Annotated in this window: 17 protein-coding genes, 1 tRNA gene, 1 other RNA gene and 1 pseudogene; 9 read left to right on the forward strand and 11 right to left on the reverse strand. The window is 68.4% G+C overall.

Annotated features, from left to right (window positions below; translation table 11 throughout):
- Together AC5Y47_RS07460 and AC5Y47_RS07465 are read right to left on the reverse strand one after the other, a co-directional pair.
- Entirely contained in the window at positions 1 to 1215 is a 1215-nt protein-coding gene (locus AC5Y47_RS07460) for a PPE family protein (RefSeq protein ID WP_499943275.1), read from the reverse strand.
- 10 nt (positions 1216 to 1225) lie between these two features.
- Complete coding sequence (locus tag AC5Y47_RS07465; protein ID WP_499943276.1) at positions 1226 to 1525, reverse strand: PE family protein; 300 nt, start codon at positions 1523 to 1525, stop codon at positions 1226 to 1228.
- Between the two features lie 853 nt (positions 1526 to 2378).
- Between AC5Y47_RS07465 and AC5Y47_RS07470 the strand changes: the two genes are divergently transcribed.
- Positions 2379 to 3119 carry an SIMPL domain-containing protein gene (locus AC5Y47_RS07470; RefSeq protein WP_499943277.1) on the forward strand — a complete coding sequence of 247 codons (741 nt, stop codon included), beginning with the start codon at positions 2379 to 2381 and terminating at the stop codon, positions 3117 to 3119.
- A 2-nt stretch (positions 3120 to 3121) separates the two neighbouring features.
- Here the strand turns inward: AC5Y47_RS07470 and hpt are convergent, their stop codons facing one another.
- From hpt to dacB, 4 genes are read right to left on the reverse strand one after another with little or no spacing between them, the layout of a single operon-like run.
- Positions 3122 to 3739 carry a hypoxanthine phosphoribosyltransferase gene (gene hpt / locus AC5Y47_RS07475; protein WP_499943278.1) on the reverse strand — a complete coding sequence of 206 codons (618 nt, stop codon included), beginning with the start codon at positions 3737 to 3739 and terminating at the stop codon, positions 3122 to 3124.
- The gene (gene tilS / locus AC5Y47_RS07480; protein WP_499943279.1) at positions 3736 to 4695 is read right to left on the reverse strand and encodes a tRNA lysidine(34) synthetase TilS; all 960 of its coding nucleotides are present in this window, start codon (positions 4693 to 4695) and stop codon (positions 3736 to 3738) included. Before tilS ends, hpt begins: the two co-directional genes overlap by 4 nt.
- Positions 4674 to 5693: a zinc-dependent metalloprotease gene (locus AC5Y47_RS07485; RefSeq protein WP_499943419.1), complete on the reverse strand. Its 1020-nt coding sequence runs from the start codon at positions 5691 to 5693 to the stop codon at positions 4674 to 4676. The genes tilS and AC5Y47_RS07485 overlap by 22 nt, the downstream gene beginning before the upstream one ends.
- 29 nt (positions 5694 to 5722) lie before the next feature.
- Positions 5723 to 7111 (reverse strand): D-alanyl-D-alanine carboxypeptidase/D-alanyl-D-alanine endopeptidase, encoded by a 1389-nt coding sequence (gene dacB, locus AC5Y47_RS07490; protein ID WP_499943280.1) that lies wholly within the window; start codon positions 7109 to 7111, stop codon positions 5723 to 5725.
- A 91-nt stretch (positions 7112 to 7202) separates the two neighbouring features.
- Between dacB and AC5Y47_RS07495 the strand changes: the two genes are divergently transcribed.
- The 4 genes from AC5Y47_RS07495 to AC5Y47_RS07510 are packed head-to-tail and all read left to right on the forward strand — an operon-like array spanning position 7203 to position 10077.
- A complete protein-coding gene (locus AC5Y47_RS07495) occupies positions 7203 to 7691 on the forward strand; it encodes an inorganic diphosphatase (protein ID WP_499943281.1) in 489 nt (162 codons plus the stop codon).
- A gap of 30 nt (positions 7692 to 7721) precedes the next feature.
- Positions 7722 to 8987, forward strand: coding sequence for a hypothetical protein (locus AC5Y47_RS07500; RefSeq protein ID WP_499943282.1), 1266 nt, complete (start codon positions 7722 to 7724; stop codon positions 8985 to 8987).
- Between the two features lie 35 nt (positions 8988 to 9022).
- Positions 9023 to 9718, forward strand: coding sequence for a polyprenyl-phospho-N-acetylgalactosaminyl synthase PpgS (gene ppgS / locus AC5Y47_RS07505; RefSeq protein ID WP_499943283.1), 696 nt, complete (start codon positions 9023 to 9025; stop codon positions 9716 to 9718).
- Positions 9715 to 10077: a DUF2304 domain-containing protein gene (locus AC5Y47_RS07510; RefSeq protein WP_499943284.1), complete on the forward strand. Its 363-nt coding sequence runs from the start codon at positions 9715 to 9717 to the stop codon at positions 10075 to 10077. Before ppgS ends, AC5Y47_RS07510 begins: the two co-directional genes overlap by 4 nt.
- 32 nt (positions 10078 to 10109) lie before the next feature.
- Here the strand turns inward: AC5Y47_RS07510 and AC5Y47_RS07515 are convergent.
- A pseudogene (locus AC5Y47_RS07515) lies at positions 10110 to 10655 on the reverse strand (hypothetical protein); the annotation flags it as partial.
- 69 nt (positions 10656 to 10724) lie between these two features.
- Positions 10725 to 11210 (reverse strand): lipoprotein LpqH, encoded by a 486-nt coding sequence (locus AC5Y47_RS07520; protein WP_499943285.1) that lies wholly within the window; start codon positions 11208 to 11210, stop codon positions 10725 to 10727.
- Between the two features lie 112 nt (positions 11211 to 11322).
- Between AC5Y47_RS07520 and AC5Y47_RS07525 the strand changes: the two genes are divergently transcribed.
- Positions 11323 to 12063: an enoyl-CoA hydratase/isomerase family protein gene (locus AC5Y47_RS07525; protein WP_499943286.1), complete on the forward strand. Its 741-nt coding sequence runs from the start codon at positions 11323 to 11325 to the stop codon at positions 12061 to 12063.
- 222 nt (positions 12064 to 12285) lie between these two features.
- Here the strand turns inward: AC5Y47_RS07525 and lucA are convergent, their stop codons facing one another.
- Both lucA and AC5Y47_RS07535 read right to left on the reverse strand, forming a co-directional pair.
- The gene (gene lucA / locus AC5Y47_RS07530) at positions 12286 to 13185 is read right to left on the reverse strand and encodes a lipid uptake coordinator LucA (protein ID WP_499943287.1); all 900 of its coding nucleotides are present in this window, start codon (positions 13183 to 13185) and stop codon (positions 12286 to 12288) included.
- An 81-nt stretch (positions 13186 to 13266) separates the two neighbouring features.
- Positions 13267 to 13352, reverse strand: a tRNA-Ser gene (locus AC5Y47_RS07535).
- Positions 13353 to 13443: 91 nt separating this feature from the next.
- Here AC5Y47_RS07535 and ffs point away from each other — a divergent pair.
- Both ffs and AC5Y47_RS07545 read left to right on the forward strand, forming a co-directional pair.
- Positions 13444 to 13538: signal recognition particle sRNA small type (gene ffs / locus AC5Y47_RS07540), an RNA gene on the forward strand.
- Between the two features lie 25 nt (positions 13539 to 13563).
- Positions 13564 to 14853 carry an aspartate aminotransferase type Ic gene (locus tag AC5Y47_RS07545; protein WP_499943420.1) on the forward strand — a complete coding sequence of 430 codons (1290 nt, stop codon included), beginning with the start codon at positions 13564 to 13566 and terminating at the stop codon, positions 14851 to 14853.
- On the opposite strand, the gene AC5Y47_RS07550 is transcribed toward AC5Y47_RS07545, so the two are convergent.
- Complete coding sequence (locus AC5Y47_RS07550; protein WP_499943288.1) at positions 14834 to 17086, reverse strand: SpoIIE family protein phosphatase; 2253 nt, start codon at positions 17084 to 17086, stop codon at positions 14834 to 14836. The genes AC5Y47_RS07545 and AC5Y47_RS07550 overlap by 20 nt on opposite strands.
- A 260-nt stretch (positions 17087 to 17346) precedes the next feature.
- On the opposite strand from AC5Y47_RS07550, the gene AC5Y47_RS07555 reads away from it, so the two are divergent.
- Complete coding sequence (locus tag AC5Y47_RS07555) at positions 17347 to 19122, forward strand: DNA polymerase III subunits gamma/tau (RefSeq protein WP_499943289.1); 1776 nt, start codon at positions 17347 to 17349, stop codon at positions 19120 to 19122.
- Positions 19123 to 19137: the final 15 nt, after the last annotated feature.

Below are 19137 nucleotides of genomic sequence, written 5' to 3' on the forward strand. Positions count from 1 at the left end.
CTATCCCCCGGATGGCGGCTGCACGACGACGGTGGGTTTGAATCCGTACCGCGGTGCCGCGAAGTTCGCCACACCGCGACCGGTACCGGCACCCGGGACCATCGGCAACCCCCCAAATGCGGCCGTGGCGGGTTCAGCGGCAGCCGCACCGGCGGCCCCGTTTAGCGCGACGTTGACCGGGGTGGCCGCCGGCGTGCTGATCCAGCTGGACGGAACGGAAACGGCACCGACTTTCGCCGCGTTACCGATCCCGGCGATCCCACCAAGGGCGTTGCCCAACTTGGGGACAGCAGCCGCCGCTGCTCCCTCGGCGGCCTTGGCGGCGCCCTCCGCAGCCTTTGCTGCCGGGAAAAATGCGCGCGTAAGACCGTCGAGGTCCCTGAAGGTGGTGCCGAATAGTCGTATCGGGGAGATCATTCGGATGAACGCGTCGACGGGCGTGCTGCCGTCGATAGTCGATGAGCCGGTGAGCCCCTCCACCACGTCGCCGATTACGCCGTTCAGGACGATTCCGTCTCCGTTGGGGGTGAATGTGGACCCGGTCAAACCAAGGGCCTTCAGCGGGTCGGTGAGCCAGGGCGGCATGTTCGACAGTCCGGCCATCTGGGTCAGCGCTTTGACCACATCCTGGGAGCCCGATGCCGCGACAGCGGTGTTGACCGCGCTGAGTTGGGCTCCCAGCCCGCCGATGCTGGTACCGACCGACTGCGGGGTCAGTGCCGGCAACTCCGCTGCCGCCGCCGACGCCCCGGAGTATGCGTACATGGCGGCCGCGTCCTGCGCCCAGAACTCCAGATATTGGGCCTCGGTGGCGGCGATCGCCGCGGTGTTCTGCCCCAGGAAGTTCGTCGCCAGCAACGCTGCCAGCAGCGCCCGGTTCGCTTCGATGACCGGTGGCGGCACCGTCGCGAGAAACGCCGCCTCGTAAGCGGCCGCGGCGGCAACTGCCTGGGCGCCGGTCTGCGCGGCCTGTTCGGCCGTTGTGGTCAGCCACGCGATCTGCGGTGTGGCGGCGCTCGCCATGGCAGCCGCCGAGGGTCCCACCCACGGTCCGTCGGTCAGACCGGTGACGACCCCCCCGTACGAGGCCGCGACGGATTGCAGGTCTCCGGCCAGACCCTCCCAGGCCGCAGCGGCAGCCAGCATCGGTCCCGACCCGGGTCCCGCATACATCAGCGCGGAGTTGATCTCCGGCGGTAAAGCAGCGAAATCCATCGACTGCGTCCTACGCGACCGCGGCGGCGTTGGCGGATTCGGTGATGCCGTAGGAAGCACCACTGATACCGAGCGTGGTCGCCAACTGCTCCTGGACCACCGCGGCCTGAGCACTGATGGCCTGGAACAGGTTGGCGTGGTTGACGAAGTGGTTGGCCATGATGGCCGACACCAGGTCCGATGCGGCCGGAACAACCGAAGTCGTGGGGCCCGCGGCGGCGGAATTACCGGCGCGATGGGTCGAAAAGATCGACATCAACTCCCCCGAGGCGCCAGCCAGCACCTCCGGCTCGGCGAAGACGATCGACATTTGAGTCCTCCCTCAAATTCACGTTGCAAAACTGCGTTTAGCGACTCATGACGGTGACGAAACTCGGCGCTGAGTCGATCCTCCGCCACGTTAAGCCAGGCACTCAGCAACAAAACAGCTTCCGGGCAGCATGTTCACTGCTAAGTCAGTAACTATTCATTTGCTGCAGCGAATCGGCGGGTTCCGGCGCGGACACATTTGAATAACATATGAGTCGGCTATGGCCTGAGTCTCATATGAACCCGCATCCCATCGTGCCGTCGGCCGGTAGGGTCGCGGTCTATCCCGCGGCGACGGGGCCGCGACCGAGGGCGGTGCCGATTCGAGTGCCCCCCGGGGGTGAATCGCGCACGGATGCCCTCCGCAGGATTCGCCGATCCTTGGCCGGCAGACGAATTCGAAGGTGTCATGCGGTTGGCGTAGATCCCTCAAATACTCTGTACCCCAATGGTTTTCACAGTCGGCATACCGCACGTTGCCAGAGCCGGGGGTGCCGACGATCGGGTTGCCGGCCGGCCGGCGCAACCGGCCGCGCCGAGCGACCCGAACTCGGCGCGAGCGCCGCCCACCGACGGTTCCGCTCGCCTATCAAGCACAAATCAAGACTGGCGGGTAGGCGCGATCACCCACCCGGCCAGCCGATATGCCGCACCGCACGGCAACCACTGGTCGATTCCGCAACTGTTTGCTGGGAGTTACTTACGTCACTTTTCGGGCGCTCCGCACACCCTAGTCACACGACGACATTTGACCGGAAACAACTCAGTTGAATGGCGGGTAAACAAATGATGTCGCAATGGCGGACGAACGGCGTCGATCAATTTCGGCGGTTCGAGCCGCTAGGGTCCCAGACATGCCCGTTCGGACTACCTCCACCCGATTCCGCAGGTCGATCGTGGCTGCCGCCGCAGCCCTGGCGGTGGCGACCCTGCCTTCGTGCGATGCACAGACCGCCGCGCCCACCCCTGGACTCAACCCACGCCAGGTCACCGTCAACGGTTCCGGACAGGTCCAGGGCGTCCCGGACACGTTGACGGCCGAGGTGACGATCGAGTTCACCGCAGCAGACGTCACCACGGCGATGAACCAGACCGGCGACCGCCAGCGGGCGGTGATCGACGCGTTGGCGACCGCCGGGCTGGACCGCAAGGACATCCGCACCACGGGAGTCACCTTGCAGCCGCAATACAACTCGTCCGAGCCGGGCGGGCCCCCGACCATCAACGGTTACCGTGCCGAAAACTCCGTCGAGATCACGATCCACCCGGCCGATTCGGCGTCGAAACTGCTGGCGGTCGTCGTCGGCACTGGTGGTGACGCCACCCGGATCGGCTCGGTCAACTACTCGATCGCCGATGATTCGCAGCTGGTGAAGGATGCGCGGGCACGTGCCTTCGACGACGCCAAGAACCGGGCTCAGCAGTACGCGCAGCTCTCCGGTCTCAGCCTCGGCAAGGTGCTGTCCATCTCCGAAGCCACGGGATCGACGCCGCCGCCCACCGGAGCTCCGGCCCCCCGCGCGGCGCTGGTGCCGCTGGAACCCGGCCAGCAGACGGTGAACTTCTCGGTGACCGCGGTCTGGGAGCTGATCTAAAGCTACTGGTAGACCCGGGGGTCCAGCGTCCCGATATAGGACAGGTCGCGGTAGCGCTCGTCGTAATCCAGTCCGTAGCCGACGACGAAGTCGTTGGGGATGTCGAAGCCGACGTAGGCGATGTCGACGTTGGCACCCACCGCGTCAGGCTTGCGCAACAGCGTGCACACCCGCAGCGAGCGAGGATGCCGGCTGGTCAGGTTGCGTAGCAGCCACGACAGCGTCAAACCTGAGTCGACGACGTCCTCGACGATCAGCACGTCGCGGTCGTGGATGTCGCGGTCGAGGTCTTTGAGGATGCGCACCACGCCCGACGACGATGTCGAGGAACCGTAGGAGCTGACCGCCATGAATTCGAACTGGGTGGGCAGCGGGATCGCGCGGGCCAGGTCGGTGACGAACAGCACGGCGCCCTTGAGCACGGTGATCAACAGCAGATCCTGACCGGTCTCGGCCGCCAGATCGCGGTAGTCGTCCCCGATCTGCGCCCCGAGTTCGGCGATGCGGGTCTGGATCTGCTCCTGGGTGAGCAGCACCGACTTGATATCGCCCGGGTACAGCTCCGCCGTCACGTGCACAGCCTGCCACGCCCGGCTGTGATCGACCAACGCAGCCGTCAAATCGCCTCCTGTCGCAACGTGAGGACACCGTCGTGCCGCCCGGCGACCAGGCGCTGACCGCGCAGCTCGGACCCGACCGCCACCCCGCCCTGGCCGCGCCAGGCGGTGACCAGCTTGTCCACTCCGCGAATCTGCTTGTCCGTGAGTCCGATTGCCCCGCCCGCGAGCAGCCAACCGCGGATCACCCGCCGCCGCACCGGGTCGGGCAGCGCGCGCAGGGTGCCGGTGTCCAGTCCCGATCCGGCGGCGACGGTGCGCAGCGACTCGGCGGCGATCGCGTCGATCAGCTCGGTGTCCTCGCGCAGCGCGGTCGCCGTACGGGCCAGCGCCGCGGCGACCCCGCCGCCGAGTACGTCCTCCAACAACGGCAGCACCTCGGTGCGCAGCCGGACCCGGGTGAAGCGGCGGTCGTCGTTGTGCGGGTCCTGCCAGGCGGTCAGGCCCAGTTCCCGGCACGCGGCGTGGGTGACCTCGCGGCGCACCGCCAGCAGCGGCCGGCACCACGGCGGATCGTAGGCGCGCATCCCGGCGATGGACCGGGCCCCGGAACCGCGGCCCAACCCCAGCAGGACCGTCTCGGCCTGGTCGTCGAGCGTGTGCGCCAACAGCACCGGACCGTCCCGGTGGCTGTCCAACGCGTGGTAGCGGGCGGCCCGGGCCGCGGCTTCCGGGCCGCCGCCGGCACCGACTTGGACACGAAGCACCCGAGCATCCACACATCCAAGCGAAAGGGCTTGCGCCCGTGCGGTTTCGGCGACCGCGGCGGATTCGGACTGCAGCCCGTGGTCGACGATCAGCGCCGTGGTCGGACGCAACGTTGCGGCAACGGCGGTGAGCGCCAACGAATCCGGGCCGCCGGACAGCCCGACGCACCAGCGGTCGTCAGAGCCCAGATGGTCCTGCGCGAAATCAGTTGCAGCCCTGCGCAGCTGGGCTACAGCACCCGATCGATCCATCGCTGCGGATGTTCGATCTCGGCGGGCAGGGGCAACGTCTCGGGCCCCGTCCAGATGGTGTTGAAGCGGTTCATGCCGACCCGGTCCACCACGGTGTCGACGAACGCCTTACCGCGGGTGTACTGCTTGAGCTTCGCGTCCAGACCCAGCAGTGCGCGCAGCACCCGCTGCAGCGGCGGTTGTCTGCGCTGCCGACGCTCGTCGAACCGCTGGCGGATCGTGGCGACCGACGGAACCACCATCGGCCCGACCGCGTCCATCACATGCTCGGCGTGACCTTCCAACAGCGTCCCCAGCACCAACAACTGATCCAGCGCTCGGCGTTGCGGCTCGGACTGCACGGCGCGCACCAGGCCCAGAACCCCGGTGGCGTCGGAGTCGTCCTCTTCGGCGCCACGGGTCCGGACGAATTCGGCGAGCCGACCGGCGACCTGGCGGATGTCTTCGGCGGGTTCCCGGGTCAGCAAGGCCAGCGAATCGGACATGTAGCCGGCGATCCAGGGGTTGGCGGTGAACTGCACCCGGTGGGTGACCTCGTGCAGGCACACCCACAGCCGGAAGTCGGACGGATCGACCTTGAGCTGGCGTTCGACGGCGATGACGTTCGGATACACCAGCAGCAAGGTTCCGCCGTCGGACCCGAACGGGTCGTACTGGCCCAGGATTCCCGACGACACGAACGCCAGCACCGCGCCGGTCTGGGCGCCGGTGAGCCGCCCGGTGAGGAAGCCGCGCGGCTTGTCGCCGCCCTTGGTCATCAGCCGCATCGACTCGGCAGCCGCCCGGATCCACTGCGGCCGGTCCACGATCCGGGCCGGCGGCACCGCGCCGTCGGTGATCAGTCCGGTGACGTCACGCACCGGCGGTTCGGCCTGCTCGGCGGACCGCAGCAACTGATCGGCCACCTGCGACCGGGTGTATTCGGAGGTGACCGGGCCCCCGCGGACCAGCTTCTCCCCCACGGTGGCGGCGAACCGCCAGTCGACCGCGTCGCCCATGGTCAATTCGGCAGAGGATGCGGACGGGCTCACGTCACGCACCCACAGAACCAGAGCCGAGTGGCCAGCGCGTCGATCGCGTTGCGGCCGTTGGGGCCGGCGTCGTTGGAGATGAACGCGAAGGTGAGCACCCGCCCGCTGGCGTCGGTGAGCACTCCGACCAGGGAGTTGACGGCGGTGAGCGAACCCGTCTTGGCCCGCAACCAGCCGGCGGGCCCCTGGTCGGTGGAGCGGTCGAGGAAGCGTTCACCCAGCGTGCCGCTGCCACCGGCGATCGGGAGCAGATCCAGCAGTGCCCGCAGCGACGGCTGATCCGGCCCCGCCGCGGCCTGCATCACGCCGTCGAGGGTGCGCGCCGTCAATCGGTTGTCGACGGACAGGCCGCTGGAATCGACCAGCGCGGTTCCGGCGGTGTCGACGTGCGCGGTGTTGAGTCTGCTGGTCACCGCGTCGACGGCGCCGGTGAAACTGCGCGGCCGGTTGATGGCGGCGGCCACTTCCCGACCGATGCATTCGGCCATCACGTTGTCCGAAGCGTTCATCATCTGACTGAGCCGCTGGATCAGCGGGGCCGACTGCACCACGGCCAGCTGGCGGGCCGCCGACGGCGCCGAGGCCAGCGACACCGCGGCCGGATCCAGGCCCAGCGCGCTGGCCAGCTCCCGGCCGGCATCCAGGGCCGGAGTCTTGGAGCGCCGCGAGTTGACCGTGGTGGGCTGGATGCGCCCGGCGTCGATCATCGCGGCTTCCATCGGGGCGACATCGCCGTTGTCGACGTCGGCGGGATCCCAGCCCGGCGCCAGGGTGGGACCGCTGAACGCCGAGATGTCCACCTGCACCGCGGTCGGCGTCACCCCGCTTCGGTGGATCTGTTCGACCAGGTCGTTGATCCGCGCCGCGCCGCGATACCAGGTATCGACGCCCGGAGGTGCGGCCGACAACGTCGGATCCCCGGCGCCTACCAACACGACCGGACCCTGCGGGCTTTGCCCGGCCGCCACCACCCGGGTGCTGATCCGGGCCTGCCGGTCCAGGGTGAGCAGGGCCGCCGCGGCGGTCAGGACCTTGTTGACCGACGCCGGGACCATCGGCACGTCGTCGAGTTGCCGCCACAATTCCTTGCTGGTGATCGCGTCGGTGACCCGGCCGCCGAGCCGGCCCAGATTGGGGTCGGCCGCAGCCGGCGCCAGCGCCGCCGCCACGCCCGTCGCGCTGGGCGTCTCGGCGTTGTCAGCCACCGCGCTGACCCCCGGTTTGACCGTCGGCGGCCGCGGCGGCGGAACGGGGGACCGGGCCCCGCTGGTGCCGTGCCCGCCCGTGGTGAACAGCACCGCGGCGGCCACCACGGCGGCGACGAACGCAACGACCGCCAACCCGACGAGCACGTGGGTGGTCTTGCGCCAGCGTCTGGGACCCATGGAAACCTGCGATCTCCTGTCTTCTCGGGTCCCATTCTGCCGAACCGGCCGCACGGCAATGCCGCCGCACCTGCTCGACTACTGTGTAGCCGTGCAATTCGACGTCACCATCGAAATACCGAAGGGCCAGCGCAACAAATACGAGGTCGATCACGAGACCGGCCGCGTGCGTCTGGACCGCTACCTCTATACCCCGATGGCCTACCCCACCGACTACGGATTCATCGAGGACACCCTGGGCGAGGATGGCGACCCGCTGGACGCGCTGGTGCTGCTGCCGCAGCCGCTGTTCCCGGGCGTGCTGGTGGAGGTCCGGCCGGTGGGAATGTTCCGGATGGTCGACGAGGCCGGCGGCGACGACAAGGTGCTGTGCGTGCCGGCCGGCGACAAGCGGTGGGATCACATCCAGGACATCGGCGACGTTCCAGAGCACGAGCTCGAGGCGATCAAGCACTTCTTCGTGCACTACAAGGACCTGGAGCCGGGCAAGTACGTCAATGCCGCCGACTGGGTGGGCCGGGCGGAGGCCGAGGCCGAGGTGCAGCGTTCGGTGGAGCGGTTCAAGACCACCGGGCACTGACGCGATCCGTGGACCGCTAGTGTCGCCACGGTGACGGACGGCGCGGGTCCCCCCGCAGTGTCGGCGGGGCCGGTCACCCGCGGCAGTGTCGCGCGGGTCGGCACCGCCACCGCGGTCACCGCGCTGTGCGGCTACGCCGTGGTGTACCTGGCGGCACGCAACCTGGCGCCGAGCGGTTTCTCGGTATTCGCGGTGTTCTGGGGCGCCTTCGGCCTGGTCACCGGCGCTGCTTCGGGTCTGTTGCAGGAAACCACCCGCGAGGTGCGGGCCATGCAATACGTGGACGTACTGCCCGAGCACCCTCGCACCCATCCGCTGCGCGTCGCCGCCCTGGTCGGCTTGAGCTCGGCAGTGCTGATCGCGGGCAGTTCCCCGTTGTGGAGCGGGCGGGTGTTCGTCGAGGCGCGCTGGTTGTCGGTCGGACTGCTCAGCGTCGGACTGGCCGGGTTCTGCCTGCATTCGACGTTGCAGGGCATGCTGGCCGGCACCAACCGGTGGGGTCACTACGGGACGCTGATGGTCACCGACGCCGTCATCCGGGTGACGGTCGCCGCGGCGACCTTCGTGCTCGGCTGGGGTCTGGTCGGGTTCCTGTGGGCGACCGTCGCCGGCTCGGTGTCCTGGCTCATCATCCTGGTTTCGTCGCCGACGGCGCGCGCGACCGCGCGGCTGCTGACACCCGGCACTATGGCTGCGTTTCTGCGCGGCACCGCGCACTCGATCACGGCCGCGGGGGCCAGCGCCATCCTGGTGATGGGCTTCCCGGTGCTGCTGAAGGTGACGTCCGCCGAACTTGGCGCGCAGGGCGGCGTCGTCATCCTGGCAGTCACGTTGACCCGCGCGCCCTTGCTGGTGCCGCTCACGGCGATGCAGGGGAACCTGATAGCGCACTTCGTCGACGAACGCGGCCACCGGTTGCGCGCGCTGATCTCGCCAGTGCTGCTGGTGGCCGGCGTCGGTGGGCTGGGGGTGCTGCTGGCCGGGTTGGTGGGGCCATGGCTGCTGCGCTCCGCGTTCGGCGCGCAGTATCAGGCCTCCAGTGCGCTGCTGGCCTGGCTGACGGCCGCCGCGGTGGCGATCGCGCTGTTGACACTCACCGGCTCCGCGACCGTGGCGGCAGCCCTGCATCGCGCGTATTCGGTGGGCTGGGTCGGCGCGACGGTGGCCGCGGCGTTGTTGTTGATGCTGCCGATAGCGCTGCAGACCCGCACCGTGGTCGCCCTGCTGTGCGGACCGTTGGTGGGTATCGGCGTCCACCTGTTCGCCCTCGGGCGTGCCGCACGCGCGGGCGACTGATCGCGACCTGCTCGGCGTGTACGTTGTGGCTTGAAATGGGCTCCGAAACACATGACGTCTGGATCGTCGTCCCGGACTTCAACGAAGGCCAGGTCATCGGCGAGGTGATCGCCGACCTGAGATCGGTTTTCGACAACGTCGTCTGCGTGGACGACGGCAGCTCCGACGGCAGCGGCGCGATAGCCCGGCAGGCCGGGGCGCACCTGGTGCGCCATCCCATCAACCTCGGGCAGGGCGCGGCGCTGCAGACCGGTATCGAGTACGCCCGCGCGCAGCCCGGGGCCGCGGTGTTCGCGACCTTCGACGCCGACGGTCAGCACCGGGTGAAGGACGTGGCCAGGATGATCGACCGGCTCCGACGCGGCGACGTCGACGTCGTGATCGGGACCAGGTTCGGCCAAGCCGTCGCCAGCCGGCCTCCGTTGCTGAAGCGGATCGTGCTGCAGACCGCGGCCCGGCTGAGCAGACGCGGCCGGCGGCTTGGTCTGACCGACACCAACAACGGTCTGCGGGTGTTCAACAAGACCGTCGCCGACGGGATGAACATCACCATGAGTGGGATGAGCCACGCCACCGAGATCGTCATGATGATCGCCGAAAACCGTTGGCGGGTGGCCGAAGAGCCCGTCGAGGTGCTCTACACCGACTACTCGAAGTCGAAGGGCCAGCCGCTGCTCAACGGCGTCAACATCATCTTCGACGGGTTTCTGCGGGGAAGGATCAGGCGATGAACTGGATCAAGGTGCTGCTGATCGGTTCGATCATCGCCCTGCTGATCTTTCTGTTGCGGTCGCGCCGCAGCGCTCGGGCACGCGCCTGGGTGAAGGTGGGCTACGTCCTGTTCGTGCTGCTCGGTATCTACGCGGTGTTGCGGCCGGACGACACCACGGTGGTCGCGCACTGGTTCGGCGTGAATCGCGGCACCGACCTGATGCTCTACGGGCTGATCATGGCGTTCAGCTTCACGACGTTGAGCACCTACATGCGGTTCAAGGACCTGGAGTTGCGCTACGCGCGGCTGGCCCGGGCCATCGCCCTGGAAGGCGCGCAACTCCCTCCGCGAGCAGACGCAGAATCGCATAATCGCTAGCGATTTTGTGCGATTCTGCGTCTGCTCGCCATCAAGTAGGTGACCACCTGCTCCCAGAGCGGTACCGATCGCACGTGCAGATCGTCGTCGCACAGGGCGGTCGCGCACAGCGTGCGGGCGAAGCAGATCAGTTGCGCATGCTCGTCGGCAAGGTCTGCGAAGGTCTCGTCGGAGTCGGTCAGTGCGGCCAGGGCGGTTGCGGCGCCCTCGTGGTCGCCCTGCGCCGCAGCCAAACCCGTGCGCAGGAACTGCGCGCGCCGGGAGTAGCGCCGGATCATGTGGGCGATCTCGGTGTGCGACATAGGCACCTGAGCCGCTGCCTCCGGCATGGTGCCGGCCAGGATGCCGCGGTAGATCGCCAACGGTTCTTCGATGCGCCGAATGCATTCGCGCACTCCGTCATTCGCGCCACGGACCAGGTAGATCTCGCCGAGCTCGGCGAACACTTCCAACAGCAGGTCGTCTCGGTCTTCCTGCTCGATCCTGGGCATCAACGACAACAACAAGTCGCGGGCCATGTCCTCCTCGGCCGCGCACGCCAGGTGACGCGCGCGCACCAGGTCGTCGCGGATCGACACGGCTGAATCATAAGTCCAGGCCGAAACGGCGGACATGCGTTGCATGCCCGCCGCCCCGAACCGCTGTTCCTAGCCGCACGTCACCTTGATGCTGAAGTCCTTGGTGATCATCCCGGCCATCGGGTTCTTCAGGTCGGCGCCCTGCGCCTGACCGGTGATGGTGTAGGTCTTGCCGTCCACCGCGACCTTGGCCGAACCGACCTTGGCGCCCATATTGTCGGCGACCGACAGGGCGTTGCCGTCGACGACCATGGCCAGCGAGTCCACCGTCGGCGGGTTGGCGTCGGTCATCACAACCGCCAGCGCCTGCTGCGGGCCGCCGGTCGAGCCGCTGCCGATGTTGATCTTTCCGGCCTGCTTGACACACGTCACCGAAGCCGGATCCAGGCCGGCGAGGTCGGTGCCGCCCACCTTGACCTCGGTCTTGCCGCCGCCGGTCGAGATGCTTGCCGGTGCGTTGGACGCCGGGCTGGCCGTGTGGCCGCCGCTGGAGCACCCCACCAGCACCGATGCGCAGCCAAGGGCGCCAATCGCAGCCGCGATAACACGTTTCATCGGACTTCCTTCCGTCATGCGCCGCCCCGTTGGCGGCGTCATGGGAGAAGTACAGATCGCCCTCGTCGCTACCGATCCCAAGTAATCGAGCGGGTTGTGGTGGAGTAGCCCTGTGATCGAGATCGAAGCTGTGGGATCGGTGCAGGTCGTGACCCTCATGTCGGGACGGGTCAACGCGCTCGACGTCGAATTCCTCGGCGAGCTGACCCAGACGGTGCGGGAGCAGGAACGTTCGGGTGGCGCCGCGTTGGTCATCACCGGCGCCGGACGGGTGTTCTCGGCCGGGGTCGACCTGAACCGGCTCGTCGAGGGCGGGGCCGCCTACACCGACCAATTGGTTCCGGCCTTGTCGGATCTGTTCGAGGCGGTGTTCAGGTATCCCGGGCCGACGGTGGCAGCGATAAACGGTGCCGCAATAGCCGGTGGGTGCGTGCTGGCCTGCGCCTGCGACTGGCGCCTGTCCGACCCTGCCGCTCAGATCGGAGCCGCCGAAGTCCGGGTCGGTGTGCCGTTCCCGGTCGCCGCGCTCGAGGTGATGCGCTATGCGTGTGGCGACCGCGCCGAGGAGGTCCTGCTCAGTGGGCGTAGCTACCGCGGCGAGGACGCCGTCGCACGGGGATTGGCCCACCGCGTGGTAGCCGAAAACCTGCTGGATGCCGCGGTCGCCGAGGCCAAGGACCTCAGCGAGATCCCAGCGGTCGCCTATCGCCACACCAAGGAGCAGCTGCGGGCACCGACTCTGGCGCGCATCGAAGCGGGCGCCGAGATCGACCGGGAGGTGCGCCGGGTGTGGGCCGCCGACCAGACCCAGCAAGGTGTCGCCGACTACGTCGAGCGGCTGCGGCGCCGCTGAGGCCTAAGCACGGGTGACGACCCGCTTCGCCCGGCTACGCCGCGCTCGCGATCGTCACGGGTCTTGCTGGTGACGACCCGCTTCGCCCGGCTACGCCGCGCTTGCGATCGTCGCGGGTCTTGCTGGTGACGACCCGCTTCGCCCGGCTACGCCGCGCTTGCGATCGTCGCGGGTCTTGCTGGTGACGACCCGCTTTGCCCGGCTACGCCGCGCTCGCGATCGTCACTGGTCCTCGACCGCGACCCCACCCCGGGTGCGGCGACGGCGATGCGAGGTCTTGCCCGTCGGGCGGCGGTTGCGCAGTCGCGGCTGTGCGGTTTCGGGGACCGGCGCTTCGATGGTCTCGTCGGCCGCGTCGTCCTCGACCTCAGAGACCTTGGAGAACTTGGAGCCCTCAGAGGCCGCGGGGACCTCAGAGGCCGCGGGGACCTCGTCCTTAACCTCGTCGGCCTCGGTCGCTGCCGGCTCGTCCTTGTCCAGGCTGATTTTGGCGGGTGCCTCGACCGTCGGGGCTTCGGCTGTCGCCGCCTGGACCGTCTCGGCGTCGGCTTCGACGTCCTCGGTCTCGTCGACCTCGTCCTCGTCCTCGTCCTCGGTCTCTTCGTCGATGTCCTCGTCGACGTCGTCCTCGGCGGCCTGCTTCCCGCGGGTGCGACGCTTCTTTTCCTTCTTAGGCTTGATCGGCTTCGGCGGTGGCGGCGGCAGTTCCGCGGCAAACGACAGATAGAACGCGAAGAAGCCCAGCACCCCGATCGCGGCGGCGGCCCCGTAGATCGCGAACAACCACTGGCCCGCTTTGTCGAGGTTGAACCAGATCTCGCTGATCGCGGTGCCGATGATCAGCACCCCGGACAGCACATGAGCCACGATCGACCAGGTCCGGATGGACAGTGCCAGCTGCGGAGTGGCGAGTTCGGGCTTGCGGGTGCGCAACAGGGTGAAGACCACCGGCAGAGCGGCCAGGCCGATCAGCGCACCGGTCACGATCCGAAGCGTCGTCCCCAGCCCGTGTGACGTGTCGCCGACGAGTTCGTGCCACCGGGGCAGTACGAAGTAGAAGAAGAGGACGCCGGCGCCGATCGAGAACGACGCGTGCCAAAGCAAGGCGACTTTGCGCCCCATACCCCTCCTCAAGCAATCAACTCGCGCTGCCGACGGGTGACCAGGATGTTGTCCGCCCTGGTCACTCGGCAGACCATACAGCGGAGGATGCGGGATTTGAACCCGCGAGGGCTGTTAACCCAACCCGCGTTCCAGGCGAGCGCCATAGGCCACTAGGCGAATCCTCCGTGGTCATGGTAGCCGCTGAAACGAGCCCAGTGTCCTGCGACCGCCGCCGAGTCGGCAAAAGCGGGTCCGGGGCCGGGTATTACACTCGCCGGTGGACCCCGCGCGGCGTCTATCCTGTGAACTCCCCCAGGGCCGGAAGGCAGCAAGGGTCAATGGGCTCTGTCGGGTGCGCGGGGTCCCCTCATGTCACGACGGCGAAAGGGCCGCATGGTGTCGCTGGATTCCCTCAGCCCTGAAGACCTGTCCGGCGTGCACGCCCAACACCAGCAGGACTACGCGGCGCTGCAAGCCAAGAAGCTCTCCCTGGACCTCACCCGGGGCAAACCGTCCCCGGAGCAGCTCGACCTGTCCAACCAGCTGTTGAGCTTGCCCGGCGACGTCTTCAAGGACCCAGAGGGCACCGACACCCGTAACTACGGTGGACTGCACGGCCTGCCCGGGCTGCGGGGAATTTTCGCCGAACTGCTCGGCGTGCCGGTGCAGAACCTGATCGCCGGTAACAACGCCAGCCTGGAGTTCATGCACGACGTCGTCGCGTTCTCGATGCTGCACGGCGGCGTGGACTCGCCGCAGCCGTGGATCAAGGAACCGGCCGTCAAGTTCCTGTGCCCGGTGCCCGGTTACGACCGTCACTTCGCGATCACCGAGGCGTTGGGCATCGAGATGATCCCGATCCCGATGCTCGAAGACGGCCCGGATGTCGACCTGATCGAAGAGCTGGTCGCCGTTGACCCGGCGGTCAAGGGGATGTGGACGGTTCCGGTGTTCGGCAATCCCACCGGGATCACCTACTCGTGGGAATCCGTGCGCCGACTGGTGCAGATGCAGACGGCTGCCCCCGACTTCCGGCTGTTCTGGGACAACGCCTACGCGGTGCACATCCTCACCCACGACTTCATCCGTCAAGTCGACGTTCTCGGCCTGGCCACCAAGGCCGGCAACCCCAATCGGCCTTACATCTTCGCCTCCACCTCGAAGATCACCTTCGCCGGAGCCGGGGTCAGCTTCTTCGGCGGGTCGCTGGGCAACATCGCCTGGTACCTGCAGTACGCCGCGAAGAAGTCGATCGGCCCGGACAAGGTGAACCAACTGCGGCATCTGCGCTTCTTCGGCGACGCGGACGGGGTGCGCCTGCACATGCTGCGTCACCAGCAGATCTTGGCGCCGAAATTCGCGCTGGCCGCCGAGATCCTCGAACAACGGCTCGGTGAGTCCAAGATCGCGTCCTGGTCGGATCCCAAGGGCGGCTACTTCATCAGCCTCGACGTCCTGCCCGGCACGGCCCGCCGAACTGTCGCGCTGGCCAAGGACGCCGGCATCGCGGTGACCGAGGCGGGCGCGTCCTTCCCGTACCGCAAGGATCCCGAGGACAAGAACATCCGGATCGCGCCGTCGTTCCCGTCGCTGCCGGACCTGCGGGACGCGGTCGACGGGCTGTCGACCTGCGCGTTGCTGGCGGCCAGCGAATCGCTGCTGGGAGTCAGGGCCGCCGCAGGGTGACGATGGCGACGTCGTCGTCGGTGGCCCCCGACGTCGATGCCATCGCCGACCAGATTCGCGACGCCGGTGCGTCGCCTAACCGGCCGAGGATCGCGACCAACCGATCCAGACCGTCGTCAATGGGCTCGCCCCGCCGTTCCACTAGCCCGTCGGAGTACAAGACCAGGCCCTGGCCGGGCTCGATGGTGAATGTGCTCGGTGCGTACGTCACGCCGCGCACCCCGATCGGCGGCGACAGTCGGATAGGCGCCGCGACGGCACCCGGATGGGTCAGAAAGGGAATCAGGTGACCGGCGCAGGCGGCCTCGACCTGCCCCGAGTCGAGATCGATCCGCGCGACGACGACGGTCGCGAAGGCGTGCGAGAGCATGTGCAGGCAGAAGTCGTTGAGCTGCTCCAACGCCTCCGCTGGTGCGGCGCCGGCGAACAGTTGCGCACGCAGGGCGTTGCGCAGCTGCGCCATCGTGCCGGCCGCGGCGACGCCGTGCCCGGCGACGTCACCAAGCAGCAGGATCAGCCGGCCGTCGCGCAACTCGAACGCGTCGTACCAGTCGCCGCCGACGTTGTCGCCCGCGGCTGGTTCGTAATGTGCCGACAGGTGCCAGTCCTTCAGCTTCGGGATCGACTCAGGCAGCAAACTGCGCTGCAGCGTCTCGGCCGTGCGCAGCGCCCCGCGTGCGCGGCGGTAGAGCGACTCGACCAGGTGGCGGCGCAGTGCCTCGGCGGACTCGGTCTCGCTGAGCGTCCAGGGTTCGCTGCGCTGCCGCACGACCTCGCGCCACCGGTCGAACGACTTGCGCGGGCTGAGCCGCACCCCGTCGTCCTCGGTCACCGCGATCGCCTTGTTGTGCGGGTCGCCGCCCCAGTCCACCGAGCGCAGCACCTCGCGGCGGAACCAGATGGCGTACTGCCCGTCGGGCAGGTTGAGCGCCAGCGCCCCGGCGAGCAGGCGGGGGTCGAGCTCGACCGTGATCAATTCCTGAGACAGGGCTTCGCTGCTCGCGATGTCCTCGCCCGCGCCGCGGGCCCAGGCAGCTACTGCGGACACGATCTCCGGTGGCGGAACCGTCCCGCTTGTCCGGAGGTCGCCTTGCATGTTGACAGCGACGCCGTCGGCCGGAACCAGGTCCAGCAGGTTGGGTGCAGCGAGCAGAGCGGCCGCGAGGGGTTCGCTGTCGTCCAGCGTGGCGGCGATGAGCTTGCTCAGCACCGCATTCGCGGCCAGGCGTTGATGCAGCTGATCGTCTTCGAAACGGTCGACGAGCCGCAGCGACAGAGTCGAACCCAGGAACTCCGCCGCTGCCCGGGTACCGAACGGGGGCAGGTGGGGGCCGGCGTAGTGATGGCAGGCGATAAGTCCCCACAGTCGTCCGTGTCGTAGCAGCGAGATCGACATCGATGCGTGCACGCCCATGTTCTGCAGGTACTCGATGTGGATGGGCGAAACGCTTCGCAGTGTCGCGAAGGTGAGGTCGAGTGGTAGACCGGTCGCGGGGTCGACGGCAGGGACCAGCGGCGCTGGTGTGTAGTTGACGTCCGAGATGAGCCGGATCCAGTTCTTCTCGTACAGTGCCCGCGCCTGCGTGGGGATGTCGGTGGCCGGATAGTGCAGGCCGAGAAAGGAATTGAGGTCTTCGCGCTTGGACTCGGCGACGACCTCACCGTGGTAATCCTCGTCGTAGCGGTACACCATCACCCGGTCGAAGCCGGTCAGCTCCCGGACCGCCCGCGCCGCAGTGTCGTACAACTCGGTCAGTGTGGCGGCCCGGTTCAACTCCTCGATGGAGTTGCGCACCGCCTGATAGGTGTTCGGGAACGAGAACGGCCGCTCGCCGTAGGCGATCTCGAGCTCGACCAGGAGCACCCCGCTGGGCTCGCGCCGCAGGATGGCGTCGAATGCGCGTGACTGGCCGCCGACGTCGATGTTGCATTCGAGCGGATTGCGCTGACGCAGGTCCCCGAACGCCGATGCCGTCTGCTGGACCCGGACGGCCTCGTCGGTGCCCATCAGCACCGACAGGTGCGAGCCCAGCACGTCCTCGACGGAGCGGCCGAGCAATTCGGCGACATTGGCGCTGACCTGGCGGACCTCGAAGTCGGGTTCGTGCACCACCGCCAGTACCCCCCGCGGCTGGATACTGCCCGGGATGTGGATCGGTTCGCGGGCGCAGTTCTCCAGGTCGATGGGCGTGCCGGGAGGGACAAGGTCGTCAAACGGCTCCTCGGGTGCCAACGCGTCTGACCCCCTCTCGCCGCCGCAAGTCGACGGGCATCAATAGGCGCAGGATTGACGTGCCGTCCAATTCTCAACCGTCGGTGCGCATCCTGCTCAGCCGACTCCCGTCGCGCATCGTCACCGGGCGTGGGTTGGATTGCCCGCCTCCTCAGCGCGCCCTCCGGGCGCGCATCGTCACCGGGCGTGGGCTGGATTGCCCGCCTCCTCAGCGCGCCCTCCGGGCGCGCATCGTCACCGGGCGTGAGTAGCCTGCTCCAGTGGCCCTCTACCGCAAATACCGACCGGCAACCTTCGCCGAGGTGGTGGGGCAGGAGCATGTCACCGAACCGCTTTCGGTCGCCCTGGAAGCGGGCCGGATCAACCATGCCTACCTGTTCTCCGGCCCGCGCGGATGCGGGAAGACGTCGTCGGCGCGCATCCTGGCGCGATCACTGAACTGCGCCGACGGACCCACCGCCACGCCCTGCGGTACCTGCGATTCCTGTCAGGCGCTGGCGCCGAACGCGCCGGGCAGCATCGACGTCGTCGAACTCGACGCGGCCAGCCACGGCGGCGTCGACGACACCCGCGAGCTGCGCGACCGTGCGTTCTACGCGCCCGCCCAGTCGCGCTACCGGGTGTTCATCGTCGACGAGGCGCACATGGTCACCACCGCCGGCTTCAACGCGCTGCTCAAGATCGTCGAGGAACCGCCCGAGCACCTCATCTTCATCTTCGCCACCACCGAGCCGGAGAAGGTGCTGCCCACCATCCGGTCACGCACCCATCACTACCCGTTCCGGCTGCTGCCGCCGCGCACCATGCGGGGGCTGATCGCCCGGATCTGCGAGCAGGAGAACGTCGTCGTCGACGACGCGGTATACCCGCTGGTCATCCGGGCCGGTGGGGGCTCACCCCGGGACACGCTGTCGGTGTTGGACCAGTTGGTGGCCGGCTCCGACGGCGGTCACGTCAACTACCAGCGGGCACTGGGTCTGTTGGGGGCCACCGACGTCGCGCTGATCGACGACGCCGTCGACGCCCTCGGCGCCGGGGACGCCGCGGCATTGTTCGGGGCCGTCGAGTCGGTGATCGACGCGGGTCATGACCCCCGGCGCTTCGCCACCGACCTGCTGGAGCGCTTCCGCGACCTGATCTTGCTGCAGGCGGTCCCCGACGCGGTGTCCCGCGGCGTGGTGGACGCCCCCGAGGACGTGCTGGAGCGGATGCGCGAGCAGGCGGCCCGCATCGGCCCGGCGACCCTGACCCGCTACGCCGAAGTGGTGCAAGCCGGGCTCGGCGAAATGCGTGGTGCGACGGCGCCGCGGCTGCTCTTGGAAGTGGTGTGCGCGCGGCTGCTGCTGCCCTCGGCCGCCGACGCCGAATCGGCACTGCTGCAACGTGTCGAACGCATCGAGACACGGTTGGCCATCTCCATCCCGGCCGCTGAGGCGGCACCGCCACCTGCACCCGTGTCAGCGCCGCCGGTGCGCCGTTCGGTCCAGCGCCCCGCGGCTCCGGCACCCGCACGCAAGCCTGAGCCCGCGCCTGAACCCGCCCCCGTCCCGACCCCGGCCCCCTCCGCGCCGGCCGCGGCACCTGGTGAACTCAACGCGGCCGCCGTGCGCAGCATGTGGCCGACGGTGCGCGACAAGGTTCGCGAACGCAGCCGCACCACCGCGGTCATGCTGTCCGGTGCCACGGTCCTTGCAGTGGAGAACGACACGCTGGTGCTGACCCATGAGGCGGCGCCGCTGGCCAAGCGGCTGTGCGAACAACGCAACGCCGACGTGATCGTCGAGGCGCTCAAGGACGCCCTGGGCGTCAACTGGAAGGTGCGATGTGAAACCGGCCCGCCGGCGACGGCCGACATTGCGCCGACGCCCCAGGCGGTAGCGCCCGCCGCCCCAGCCGACACCTCGGCGCGCGACGAGGAGGAAAGCATGCTCGCCGAAGCCGGCCGCAGCGACCCGTCGGAACCGCGCCGCGACCCCGAAGAAGTCGCCTTGGAGCTGCTGCAGAACGAGTTGGGCGCCCGCCGCATCGACGGTTAGGCCTGCCGAGGCCCC

This window comes from Mycobacterium sp. NGS22 (assembly GCF_059813095.1).

Bases quoted from the DNA above. Each gene is read 5' to 3' on its own strand.
- tilS (WP_499943279.1), bottom strand. From the start codon at position 4,695: ATGGATCGATCGGGTGCTGTAGCCCAGCTGCGCAGGGCTGCAACTGAT.
- AC5Y47_RS07485 (WP_499943419.1), bottom strand. From the start codon at position 5,693: ATGGGCGACGCGGTCGACTGGCGGTTCGCCGCCACCGTGGGGGAGAAG.
- AC5Y47_RS07465 (WP_499943276.1), bottom strand. From the start codon at position 1,525: ATGTCGATCGTCTTCGCCGAGCCGGAGGTGCTGGCTGGCGCCTCGGGG.
- AC5Y47_RS07520 (WP_499943285.1), bottom strand. From the start codon at position 11,210: ATGAAACGTGTTATCGCGGCTGCGATTGGCGCCCTTGGCTGCGCATCG.
- dacB (WP_499943280.1), bottom strand. From the start codon at position 7,111: ATGGGTCCCAGACGCTGGCGCAAGACCACCCACGTGCTCGTCGGGTTG.
- AC5Y47_RS07470 (WP_499943277.1), top strand. From the start codon at position 2,379: ATGCCCGTTCGGACTACCTCCACCCGATTCCGCAGGTCGATCGTGGCT.
- ppgS (WP_499943283.1), top strand. From the start codon at position 9,023: ATGGGCTCCGAAACACATGACGTCTGGATCGTCGTCCCGGACTTCAAC.
- lucA (WP_499943287.1), bottom strand. From the start codon at position 13,185: ATGGGGCGCAAAGTCGCCTTGCTTTGGCACGCGTCGTTCTCGATCGGC.
- AC5Y47_RS07510 (WP_499943284.1), top strand. From the start codon at position 9,715: ATGAACTGGATCAAGGTGCTGCTGATCGGTTCGATCATCGCCCTGCTG.
- AC5Y47_RS07460 (WP_499943275.1), bottom strand. From the start codon at position 1,215: ATGGATTTCGCTGCTTTACCGCCGGAGATCAACTCCGCGCTGATGTAT.